The 11,868-nt window shown below is 60.6% G+C and carries 10 protein-coding genes; 7 read left to right on the forward strand and 3 right to left on the reverse strand.

From position 1 onward, the window contains the following. Positions 1–3 precede the first annotated feature (3 nt). From ACW5XC_RS07185 to ACW5XC_RS07210, 6 genes are all read left to right on the forward strand, one after another. The gene (locus ACW5XC_RS07185; RefSeq protein ID WP_042053778.1) at positions 4–987 is read left to right on the forward strand and encodes a DUF58 domain-containing protein; all 984 of its coding nucleotides are present in this window, start codon (positions 4–6) and stop codon (positions 985–987) included. Further along, positions 987–1,508, forward strand: coding sequence for a DUF4381 family protein (locus ACW5XC_RS07190; RefSeq protein ID WP_042053780.1), 522 nt, complete (start codon positions 987–989; stop codon positions 1,506–1,508). Before ACW5XC_RS07185 ends, ACW5XC_RS07190 begins: the two co-directional genes overlap by 1 nt. Beyond that, the gene (locus ACW5XC_RS07195; protein ID WP_042053782.1) at positions 1,501–2,544 is read left to right on the forward strand and encodes a vWA domain-containing protein; all 1,044 of its coding nucleotides are present in this window, start codon (positions 1,501–1,503) and stop codon (positions 2,542–2,544) included. The genes ACW5XC_RS07190 and ACW5XC_RS07195 overlap by 8 nt, the downstream gene beginning before the upstream one ends. Continuing rightward, on the forward strand, positions 2,541–4,271 hold the full coding sequence (locus tag ACW5XC_RS07200) for a VWA domain-containing protein (protein ID WP_042053784.1): 1,731 nt from the start codon (positions 2,541–2,543) through the stop codon (positions 4,269–4,271). The genes ACW5XC_RS07195 and ACW5XC_RS07200 overlap by 4 nt, the downstream gene beginning before the upstream one ends. Next, positions 4,252–5,634: a BatD family protein gene (locus tag ACW5XC_RS07205; RefSeq protein WP_042053786.1), complete on the forward strand. Its 1,383-nt coding sequence runs from the start codon at positions 4,252–4,254 to the stop codon at positions 5,632–5,634. Before ACW5XC_RS07200 ends, ACW5XC_RS07205 begins: the two co-directional genes overlap by 20 nt. A gap of 186 nt (positions 5,635–5,820) precedes the next feature. Then, positions 5,821–6,756: a LysR family transcriptional regulator gene (locus ACW5XC_RS07210; RefSeq protein WP_042053787.1), complete on the forward strand. Its 936-nt coding sequence runs from the start codon at positions 5,821–5,823 to the stop codon at positions 6,754–6,756. Here the strand turns inward: ACW5XC_RS07210 and ACW5XC_RS07215 are convergent. Genes ACW5XC_RS07215 through ACW5XC_RS07225 form a run of 3 tightly spaced genes read right to left on the reverse strand, consistent with a single transcriptional unit; the run spans position 6,753 to position 10,020 of the window. Continuing rightward, on the reverse strand, positions 6,753–7,553 hold the full coding sequence (locus tag ACW5XC_RS07215) for a formylglycine-generating enzyme family protein (protein ID WP_042053789.1): 801 nt from the start codon (positions 7,551–7,553) through the stop codon (positions 6,753–6,755). The genes ACW5XC_RS07210 and ACW5XC_RS07215 overlap by 4 nt on opposite strands. A 34-nt stretch (positions 7,554–7,587) precedes the next feature. Continuing rightward, positions 7,588–8,703 carry a tetratricopeptide repeat protein gene (locus ACW5XC_RS07220; RefSeq protein WP_042053790.1) on the reverse strand — a complete coding sequence of 372 codons (1,116 nt, stop codon included), beginning with the start codon at positions 8,701–8,703 and terminating at the stop codon, positions 7,588–7,590. Between the two features lie 3 nt (positions 8,704–8,706). Continuing rightward, entirely contained in the window at positions 8,707–10,020 is a 1,314-nt protein-coding gene (locus ACW5XC_RS07225) for an anaerobic sulfatase maturase (RefSeq protein ID WP_042053791.1), read from the reverse strand. A 343-nt stretch (positions 10,021–10,363) separates the two neighbouring features. Here ACW5XC_RS07225 and sbcB point away from each other — a divergent pair, with 343 nt between their 5' ends. Continuing rightward, the gene (gene sbcB, locus ACW5XC_RS07230; RefSeq protein ID WP_042053792.1) at positions 10,364–11,791 is read left to right on the forward strand and encodes an exodeoxyribonuclease I; all 1,428 of its coding nucleotides are present in this window, start codon (positions 10,364–10,366) and stop codon (positions 11,789–11,791) included. Positions 11,792–11,868: the final 77 nt, after the last annotated feature.

Here is an 11,868-nt window from a genome sequence, read left to right on the forward strand (position 1 = left end):
ACCATGATACCTCGCTCCTTATCCCATGACAGGCTGACACAGGGCGGGCAACCGCCCAGTGGTGACCCCCGCATCCACTGCGACTACCTGACACTGGTCCGGCTACAGGGGCTGGTCGGCCAGTTTTCACTGCTACCCAGGCTAAACAGCGGCAACCTGCTGTGCGGCCGCCACCCGTCACGCTTTCGCGGCCGTGGGCTCAACTTTGAAGAACTGCGCCACTATCAGCAAGGGGATGATATTCGCACCCTGGACTGGAAAGTGACCCTGCGCACCGGCCGCCCCCATGTGCGCAGTTATAGCGAAGAGAAAGATCGTCACGTGATCCTCTGCGTTGATCAGCGCAGCGGCATGTTCTTCTCCTCGGTGGAGGTGATGAAGTCGGTGGTGGCCGCCGAAGTCGCTGCCCTGCTCGGCTGGCAAGTACTCAAAGAGAGCGATCGGGTCGGGCTCGCCATTTTGTACTGCGATGGTGTGGCGTGGCTGCGCGGCCAGCGCTCCCGTGGCCACTGGTTGGCAGGACTGCGCCAGCTCTGTGCCGCCAATCATGCTCTCTCGGCCATCAGCCGCGACAGCGAGGCGACCGGTCTGGCCCCCCTGCTGGCGATGCTGGGCCGCCTCAAGTTGAAAAATACCACCCTGATCTTTCTCAGCGACTGGGCTGGAGTAACCGAGGCCGACCTAGCCCGCATCGGTTACTTGCAGCAGCACAACGATGTGCTGGCACTGCACATCGCCGATCCCCTCGAGTCGACCCTGTCGACCACAGCCGCAGACGCCCGCTGGGTAGTCGGCGATGGCCAGTACCAGCTCAATATTGCTCCCCACCAGATACCTGTGCTGGATCAGGGGCTAGCCCGCCAGCAGCAGCTGAAAAAAGAGCAACTGCTGCGACTGATGGCCCTCAAGGGATTGCCGCTTATCACCCTCGACACTGGTGGCCACCACCTCGCCCGCCTCATTACCGCATTGGGAGGAGACCACTGATGAACCACAAGCTGCCCGGCACCTATATGCTGCGCGAATTGCAGGACGTGACCGTACCACCCACCATCAGCTGGCAACCGCAAACCGCAGGCTGGCTGCTGCTGGCGCTGAGCCTGGGGGCGCTGGCGCTGCTCTGGCTCTATCACCGAGCACAGCGCTGGTGGCAACAGCGTTACCGCCGTGAAGCGCAGGCGGCCCTGCGCACGATCAACTGGTCTGATGCCGGGGCCAGTCTGGCACTGTTTCACCTGATCAAGCAGGTGTTGACCCACCTAGATCCCCGGCACGGCAAGCTGTTTGGCATGGCGTTGCTGCAGACTCTCGATAATGCCATGGCTGATAGGCAGCCCCGTTTCGCTACCGAACTGGGGGAGCGCTGGCTGGTATCGCTGGTCTGTGATCAAGTGGTGTTAACCGTCAGTGATCAGCTCTGCCTCGTTTCCCTCTGCAACGACTGGCTTGCCCACCACCAGACTCCAATACAAACAGCCTCGTTGGCGACGGAGGCCCATCATGCTTGATGCCGGTCTCGAGTTTGCCCACCCCCACTGTTTCTGGCTGCTGCCCCTGTCGTTGCTGGTGTTTCGCCTTATTCCGGCCTATCGCACCCGGCAGAGTGCCATCAAGGTACCCTTCTTCGATCTGCTGATCGACCTGCTGGATGAGCCGCCGCGTGAGGGGGCAACCCAGCTGACTGCCAGCTGGTGGCAACGGATCGCCCTGATCACCGTTTGGCTACTGGCGGTACTGGCGCTGGCCAAGCCCACCATCTATGGCCCGCCTCAGGTACGCGAGCGGTTCGGGCGGGATGTGATGATAGTGCTGGATCTCTCCGGCTCCATGGCCGAGACCGACTTCTCCCCCGACCCCGGCAAGTCCCTCAGTCGGCTCGACGCCGCCAAAGAGGTGCTTAAACAATTTGCTGCAACGCGTAAAGGAGATCGACTCGGGCTCATCCTGTTTGGCGATGCCGCCTTTCTCCAGGCGCCGTTTACCGCCGATCTCGACACCTGGCAAACCCTGCTGCAGGAGACCGATGTCGCCATGGCAGGCCAGAGCACCCATCTGGGGGATGCCATCGGTCTGGCAATCAAAGTGTTCAACAACAGTGATCGCCACGGGCAACAAGACAAGAACAGCGCCAAGCGGGAGAAAGTCGTCATCATCCTTACCGATGGCAACGACACCGGCAGTTTTGTCACCCCGCGGGATGCGGCCCGGGTAGCCGCTGTCAACGGTGTGCGACTGCATACTATCGCCATGGGGGACCCGGCCACCGTCGGCGAACAGGCACTCGATCTCGATACCCTGCAACAGTTGGCGACCCTGACCGGCGGCCAGTTGTTTCAGGCTCTTGATGAGGCGCAGCTGACGCGCGCCTATCAGGTGATCGGTGAGCTGGAGCCACAACGCTACGAAAGCACCCGCTTTCAGACCCGCGAAAGCCTGCACCATTACCTCATCGCCGTCAGCGTTGGCCTCTATCTCACCCTCTTTTCCCTGTTGACCCTCAGGCGCTACCGCCTGCGCACTGCTCTCTCAGGAGACACGCCATGATGGATCCCCTCTACTGGCAACAGCTCTGGCTGAATGCCCACTTTCTGCGCCCCTGGTGGCTGCTGGCCTTGCTCCCCCTTATCGCCATCCTGCTGCTGCGCTGGCACATGGATGAAGCGAACAGCTGGCAACAGCGGCTGCCGCCCCATCTGCGCGAGGCGCTGACGCTGGGGGACACCGGCTGGAAAAAGAACCTGCCCCTCAAGATGCTGGGGCTGCTGATGGGGCTCGCCATCCTGATCTGTGCAGGGCCGACCTGGAGCCGTGAACCCTCCCCCTTTGGCGAAGATCAGGGCGCCCTGCTGATCCTGCTCGATAACAGCGACTCCATGCTGGAAACGGATATCGCCCCCAACCGGTTGACGCGGGCCAAGCAGAAAATCAGCGATCTGCTGGCGACCCGCGATGGCGGGCGCAACGGGCTGGTGGTCTTTGCCGGCTCGGCCCACACCGCCATGCCGCTGACCCGTGACAGTGCCGTCTATGACCCTATCCTCGCCGCCATCCGTCCCGAGATCATGCCTAAAGCGGGCAAGCGCACCGAACAGGTGATCCCGCTGCTCACCGAGCTTCTGGCCGATGAGACCGGCAGCACAGTTTTGCTGGTGAGTGATGGCATCAGCCCCGCCGCCATTGCCCCCTTGGCTGACTATTTCCGTGGTCAATCCCGTCAGTTGCTGATCCTGGCCGCTGGCGACCCGGCCCTGAGTGGCAAACGCCCGCTGGAGCTTGCCTCACTACGGCGACTGGCCAGTGACAGCGATGGCACCCTGCTCACCATGACGGTGGATAATGGCGATGTAGAACGCATCAACCGGGGGATTGAACGCAACTTTTTGATCCACAACGACTCCCTGATGCCCTGGCAGGACATGGGTTACTACCTGCTCTTTCCGGTCGTCGCCCTGCTGCTGCTCTGGTTTCGCAAAGGCTGGCTGGTGCAGTGGGGTCTGGTGGCAGCCATCGGTATCTCCCTGTTACAGACGACGCCTGCGCAGGCCACCACCTTTTCGCTGGCACCCGCAGAGCCGACAGAGCCTGCGATCAATCACTGGGCAAAGGAGCTGAAACAGCAGTGGTTCAACCTCTGGCTCACCCCGGATCAGCAGGGGCAGTGGTACTTCCAGCAGGGGGACTATCTGGAGGCGGCTAAACACTATGAAGATCCCTTCTACAAGGGGGTGGCCTACTACTATGGTGCCGAGTTTGCGCTGGCCCAGTCAGCATTCCTGCAAGCCGACTCAGAACAGGCTCTGCTCTATGCCGGCAATGCCCTCGCCAGACAACGTGAGTATCTGGCCGCCCGCCGGCTGTTCCGCAAACTGGCTGACGAGGCCAGCGACCCGAGCGTGCGCCAATCAGCCGCCCATAACTATCAGGTGATGAGCGGGATTGTTGACGAGATCAACCGCGCCAGTCAGAGCCAGACCGGCACGCCGGATGGACCTGATCACTCCAGCGAACTGCCCGATGATGAGCCACGCAGTGCCGACGGGGCAGAAGAGACCGTGGCTTCATCCCTGATGGCGCGCGAAACCCTGACCGCAGATCAGATCCTGGCCAATCCGGCACAGGCCGAAAAGTGGCTGCGCCGGGTGGAGTCTGATCCCGGTGACTTCCTGCAAGCCAAATTCCGCCTCCAGCTACAAGCGCAACAAACGGGCGCAACCGTCCGTCCTCGTTCTGCCACCCACAAGGAGCCTACCCATGTGCAACCGGCACAATAAACTCCGCCACTGGCTGTGCGGATATGTGGCGACCGCTACCCTGCTCGGGGCCTTGCTGCTCACGGTCGAAGCACAGGCTGCCGAGGCCGCTGATGCGACTGACGCCACTCAGGTGACCCTCAAGAGCTGGTTCAAAGATCAGGGGGAGGAGAAGCGCCCCTATGCCGTCAACCAACAGATCACCCTCTATCTGGAGCTGGCGACCAACCGCTGGTTTACCGCGGGTACCCGCATCGGCCAGTTCGAGCTGCCGGGGGTCATGATCAAGCAGCGCAGCGAGCTGGCGACCAACTTCACCCAGCGCCGCGATGGCGAGACCTGGTCGCACCAGCGCTGGGAGCTGACGCTCTATCCCCTGCAATCCGGCCAGTTCGAGATCCCCGCCATCGCGGTGCGGGCCACCGTGGCGCGCCCTGAAGGGGGCTCCCGGCAGATCACCCTCACCACCCACCCTCAGCGTTTTGCCGCCGCTCTGCCCGACCCAGCCCTGACGGTCGGCGGGCGTTGGCTGAGCGCCAGCAATCTCACCCTGAGCCAGCGTTGGCAGCGCTCTGCGGATGACCATGCTGATGGCGAGCTGCGGGTGGGGGATGCTATCACCCGCACCGTAACCGCCAGCGGGCAGGATACCCTCTCGGTACTGATCCCGCCGCTGATCACTCCGCTTGCAAGTGATGGGCGGGTACAGGCCTATCCGGCGCAAACCCGACTGAACGATACCCAGGAGCGGGGGGAGTACCTCTCGACACGGGAAGATCAGACTACCTACATCGTGCAGCGCGGTGGTGAGTTGACCCTGCCCGCGCTGGAGCTTGCCTGGTGGAACAGCCAGACTGGCCAGCTCCAAACCCTGACCCTCCCTGGGCAGACCCTGCAAGTACGCCACACTCCCGCCTCCTGGCTGGCGGCCTACTGGCATCGGTTGCTTGGAGTAGCCGGTGGTGTAGCCCTGCTGGTGCTGGCGCTCCTGGCTATGACCCGTTACTACCGTCACCACCCTCGCCCACTCGGCTGGCAATATGGAGCCGCCATCTGGAGCAGGCAGTGGGGAGCGGTGCGGGTACTTGCCTATCGCTATCTGCGGGCCAAGAGGGGTTGGCTGGAACTTAGCCGTGTCAGTTCCGATCCGGCTTGGCAGCAACAACAGGTTGTATTCCAGCAAGCTCCCCTTGATCGGGCTGATGCGCTCAGGATGGGCTGGCGCCTGCTGGTGCGCCTGCAAAGGCAACGGGACGCCAGTCTTGGCAACATCCGTTCACGGTTGGGCCACATTATCGGCTGGCAAGCGGCTCTGCCGGAACTGACCCCCCTGACTGGCAAACCGACCTCAGCGGATCAATCATCCTGCAACGCCAACAGATAAATAAAGTGCGCCACGCAGCAACCCCCCCTGCACTGGTTGTCCCACTTTGCCCACTTCATTACACTGCCAAGGTGGGATACCCGCTGGCTGCCACGCCACCTGACTGGCGTGGCAGGTTCTCCCCTCCGGCTACCCGGCAGTACCAAGGCAGTGTGATTTTTCCACGAACATGTAACGAGGCCTCTCTTGCTAGACATCAGAAGTACCGAGCTGAACCTGATCCCGATCTTTGTCGCCATCTATGAAGAGCGCAGCCTCTCCCGGGCGGCGACACGCATGGAGATCAGCCAACCCGCCGTCAGCAAGGCCCTCAAGCGACTGCGGGAGATCTACGGTGATCCTCTGTTTAATCGCAAGGTCGTGGGGATGGAGCCCACCTCGTTTGCCATCGACATCTATCCGGCGATGGCGGCCGCGCTGAAAAACTTCAGCTCGACCCTCTCGACCTCGCGCACTTTCAATCCACGCACTTCCCAGCGAGTCTTCTCCATCGCCTGTGTCAGACTGGTCAGCGCCCAACTGGTCCCGGCGCTGCTGTGCAAGATCCGGGCACACGCCCCAGGTATTTCGCTCGAGGTGCATCCCCTCTTTACCGAGGATATGGAGAGTGACCTGCGGATGCAGCGTTATGATCTCATCATCGACATGACCCAGAGCGGGCGCAGCATGCTCAAGAGCGAGGTGCTCTATGGCGAACAGGTGAAGGTGGTGTGTGCCAGCAACCACCCGCGACTGGGCAGCGACTTGACGGTGGAGGCCTATTTTACCGAGGAGCATGTGGCGTTGGCCCAGTGGCAGGTCAGAGGCAGCATGATCACCGCCGAGCACCTGCCGCAAATGGCCAACCGCAATATCGTGGTACGGGTGCCGACCGCCATGGAGATGCTGCCCATCATTGCATGCAGCGAGATCATCGGGGTTTTGCCCACCTCCATCATAAATACCTTTGCCGGCATGTATGATGTGCGGGTACTCCCCTTCCCCTTCGAGGAATCAGTATTCAGCCTGTCGGCCATCTGGCATCCCAGCCGGACCACCGAGGCGGGCCACCGCTGGCTACGCCAGCAGCTGTTCGAGGTGGTCAGCGAGCTGGGGCTGACCACCTCCATCGATCAGCCCTAGCGGGCATCTCGCACCAGTCGCAATCCCATGTCAGCCATCATCACCGACTGGCTGGCGAAATCACGCCGGAAATTTTCAGACAATTCAGCCTCATAGGCGTAGCTGCCGCCTCGCACCGACTTATGAGCGAGGTGGCTCTTGCTCTCCTGGGCATTGTTCGGGTTCTCTTGAGGACTGTGGCGATAGAAGGTCTCTTCATAGGCATCAGCCACAAACTCCCCCACATTGCCGGTCATGTCGTATAGCCCCAGCTCGTTGGGCTTTTTCAGCCCCACCGGATAGGCGCGATTCTTGGCGTTGCCGCTGTACCAGGCCACTTCGTCAATCTGATCGGAGCCGCTGTAACGATAACCTTTACTCAGCTTGCCACCCCTGGCTGCATACTCCCACTCAGCTTCGGTGGGCAGGCGGTAGTGAGCGCCGGTCAACTCATTGAGCCTTGTCACAAACAGATTGGCCTGTTGCCAGCTGAGGTTGTTGACCGGTACATCCGGCGCCTGGAAATAGCTGATGGAGGGGCCCATCACCGCCTCGAACAGGGCCTGGGTCACCTCGAATTTTGCCATGTAGAAGCTGTTGAGCGAGACCGCATGCTGCGGCCCTTCGCTCGCTTTGGCGGCAGGGTCGTTGGAGCCCATCTCAAAACGGCCCCCTTCCACCAGCACCATGTCCGCTTCAATCTTCTGTCGCAGCGTATGGAGCGGCTGGTTGCCCTGTTTGACCGAGAGGGTGCAGCCGGCCACCAGCAGGGTGGTCGCCAGCAACGGAATTGCGAATTTGAACGGTATGATCGTCATAACCTGACCTGTGCAGTAAGAGAAGTGGCAGCCATCACTGGCCAGCGGAAACCGGCGGCGTGCTCGTCTTGCTCGCGCGCTTGCTATTGAGCTCGGCCAGCACCTCGGGGGGCGCTATCTTGCCAAGTTCACTCATGCAGGCGTCGCTCTTGGGGTGATCGTGGCGAAGGTAGATATCGCACACCGCATAGAGCTGCTCCGGCGCGCCGGAGATCCGGTAGGCAAGCTCGAACGAGCCGATGGCTTTCTCGAGATCCAGCGGCTCTTGCAGCACCCCGTTGAGATACCAGAAGTAGCTGTTATTGCCAGCGAGCTCCGCCGCCTGTGCCATGGTGACTGCCGCTTCGCTCTTCTGATCGAGGCGCACCTGAGTCAGCGCCTTGGCGTAATGGAGGTTGGCATTCTGTGGCAGCACAAGGATCCCCTTGTTAAGCAGGGCCAGCGCCTCGGCATCCCGTTGCTGGGCTCGCAAGTTGTCAGAGAGGCCGAGCCAGATCAGGGGATTATCGGGCTGATTGGCCAGCAGTTGTTCGTAGCTTGCCTGCGCCTTGTCCCACTGCCGGGTCCAGCGATAGAGATCTGCCTGCAACAGCTGCTGCGCAGGGTCCTGCTGCCGGGCGAGATACTCGCTCAACTCCGCCAGCGGCTGGCCAATGGCGCTCAGTTGCCCCTCATTCATGGCGCCATAATCGCGAGCCAGATTGAGGGTAGCTGCGCGGCGAACCTCGGCACTGCTGTCAGCCAGCAGCGGTGAGAGCAGTCGCCAGCGGTGCGCAAACTGATAAGGGTCGGCAGCCACGACCGTAGCTTCTCGCACCAGCGCACTCTCGTCGCGCAGAGTTCTGGCCACCGCCACCAGACTGTTCTGGTTCGGATAAGCCGCCAGCTGGCGCAGGGCATCGGCCCGCTCCACCACTGGCAGGGAGATATCCTGCGCATTGTAGGCCCACTGCTGGATCTGGGCGGCTGAGGGGGCACTGGCCGCCACGGATGCAGTGGATGCCTCATTCGCTGATGTGGTGACCAGCGGCTCAGGGCTGGCTACCGCCAGCGCTGCGCCAGACAAGGCCATGCCAAGGGCCAGCCACAAGGAGCCCATGGTGCCGGAGCGGGTGCGACGAAACTCGTGGCGACTCAACATGCTCTGCATCGCTTATTTCCTCTGACCATGTGTCATGACGCCGTTATTCATCACCGCATCACGGTACTTGCCATGGGCCACCGGATAACCGGCACGGCGCAGGATATAGGCCATCGACTGATCGATATGGCTGAAAAACTTGTACCAACCGGCACAGAGGTAATTCAGACCTGCCTCCCCTTCGTGGGTACGAATAAAGCGGTTCTTCGGGCACTCCCCATAGCAGGCAAACTGGTAGTCACACTGCTGGCATTGGCGGGGCAGGCTGCGCGATTTGGCAAAGCCGAACGCTTGCTGGGCGGGCGAATACGCCAGCTCACTGAGCGGCTGATGGTGGATATTGCCGATCTTGTACTTGGGATAGACATAGTGGTCACAGGCAAACACATCGCCGTTGGGCTCCATCGCCAGCCCCTTGCCGCAGATCTCCCCCAAGGTACAGAGGGGGTTCTTGCGTCCCATCCAGGTCTCGACACTCGCCTCGAAATATTGCACGAAGACCCGCCCCAGATCCTGCTGCACCCACTCATCGAAAATGGTGATGAGAAAATCCCCCCACCCCTCAGCCGAGACGCACCAGGGCTCGACTACCGAATTTTTATGCCAGGGATTGAGGCGCTTGTCCCCCTGCTTGAGTTGCTCCTGCGGTTGCCAGGTCTGGGGCGCGGTGGTGCGAAAACTCTTCTGCTCGACGATGGGGATAAACTGCATCTGGGGCGACTTCACCTCATCACGCAGGAAGCGATAAACCTCCAGCGCATTCTTGCTGGTGAGGTTGTTGACGCACGTCAGGGTGGCAAACTTCACCTTGTATTTGTGCAACAGCGCCACCGCCGTCATCACCTGATTGAAGGTACCGCGCCCGGCTCGGTTGACCCGATAGGCGTTGTGCAGCAACTCGGGGCCATCGATGCTCAGACCGATGAGAAAGTTGTTGGCGGCCAGAAATTCACACCACTCATCGTTGAGCAGGATGCCGTTGGTCTGCAGATCGTTGGCGATCACCACCCCTTGCGGCTGGTATTTGCGCTGCAACTCGACCACCTTGCGAAAATAGTCGAGCCCGAGCAACGTCGGCTCGCCCCCCTGCCAGGAGAAGATGATCTCGGGGGTATTCTGCCCCTCGATATATTGGCGGATATAGGTCTCAAGGGTCTGCTCGTCCATCTGGGGCGAGCATCCCTTCTTGTATTCCAGCAGATCCTGCTTGCTGAGGTAGTAGCAGTAGGTACAGTCGATGTTACACACGGCCCCGATAGGTTTGGCCATCACATGCATCCGTTTGGATGCCTTGCCGTTGAACTGTGGACCCTGAGTAATCACCATAACTGCACCACCTGCAAAATTGCTGTTTTGAGGCCTGCAGTCTAAAGGCTCCCGCCGTCACACGCTGGTTATACCCCTTATAACCAGCGGATATGGGACCAGGCTAACATTTTGATGTCATAAAAAATCATCGCATCCTACGAGATAAATTGGTCGTATAGTCCCGCTGAGCAAGACAGAAATGCCTAAGATATCGGGAGCAACCGCCCAATAAACCGCCACCTGCACGGCTCGCCCTTCGTTCTGCCTGCGCTATGGTTTACCATGCAGGCAATTGTGGTGCCTGGCACCGCCCACCCTAGCGCCAGGCGCTACCGTCATCGGATACCTCATCTCGAGCAACATGAGCAAAAAAGCACACGCGGGCAACGAGCCAACATTCTATTTCCACGACTACGAGACCTTCGGCATCAGCCCCGCCAAGGACAGGCCGTCGCAGTTTGCCGGTATTCGTACCGATGCGGATTTCAACATCATTGGCGAGCCGCTGGTCATCTACTGCAAGCCTCCGGCAGACTACCTGCCGGATCCGGAGGCGTGCCTGATTACCGGTATCACGCCGCAAAAGGCGATGAAGGACGGGCTGTGCGAGGCGGATTTCATTCGCCAGATCCACGAGCAGTTCGCCACGCCGAATACCTGTGTGCTGGGTTACAACAGCATCCGCTTCGATGATGAAGTGACCCGTTACACCCTCTATCGCAACTTCTATGACCCCTATGCCTACAGCTGGCAGAACGGCAACTCCCGCTGGGATATCCTCGACATGCTGCGGGCCTGCTATGCCCTGCGGCCGGAGGGGATCGAGTGGGCCTTTGACGATGAGGGGAAACCGAGTTTCAGACTTGAAAAGCTGACGGTCGCCAACGGCGTCGCCCACGCCAATGCTCACGATGCACTCTCGGACGTGCTGGCCACCATCGAGATGGCCAAGCTGGTGAAAAAAGCCCAACCCAAGCTGTTTGGTTATCTCTTTGATCTGCGTAACAAAAACAAGGTGAAGGCGCTGATTGACGTGGTGACCATGAAACCGCTGGTACACGTCTCAGGCATGTTCTCCCCCTGGCAGGGATGTGCAAGCTGGGTCTCACCGCTCGCCTGGCACCCCACCAACCAGAACGCGGTGATCATGGTCGACCTGACCCGCGACCCCACCCCGCTTATCGAGCTCACCAGCGAGGAGATCCGCGAGCGCCTCTATACCAAGAAAGAGGAGCTGGGGGATCTGGCGGGCATTCCGGTGAAGCTGGTGCACATCAACAAGTGCCCGGTACTGGCGCCGGCCGCCACCCTGACCGCGGAGCGCGCCGACGAGCTCGGCATCGATCGGGAGCAGTGCCGCAAGAGCCTGGATCTGCTGCGCGCCCATCCCGAGGTGCGGGAAAAACTGGTGGAAGTGTTCAATCAGGAGTTTGCGGGCAGCAATGACGGCGATCCCGATACCCAGCTCTACGCCGGTTTCTTCGGTCACGGCGACAAGTCCACCATGGATCTGGTGCGTGCCACCCCTGCGGACCTGCTGGGTGAGCGGGAGTTCGCCTTTACCGATGCCCGGCTGCCGGAGATGCTGTTCCGCTACCGCGCCCGCAACTGGCCACACACCTTGAGCGAAACAGAGCAGAAACGCTGGCGCCTGCACTGCAGCGACTACTTCAGCCGCCGTCTGCCGGACTATGTGCCCCGTCTCGAGGCGCTGGCCGAGCAGAACCAGAGTAACGAACGGAACTTTGCGATTCTAAAGAGTCTCTACCACTATCTGGAAGATTTATGAGTTGTGAGTAGTTTCACAATAAATCCTTCCCGCCCGTCCCCTTCTTCAGGTCATAATGACGAAGGGGATTTCCCCAA

The organism is Aeromonas sp. 25-AL00135 (genome assembly GCF_054052385.1).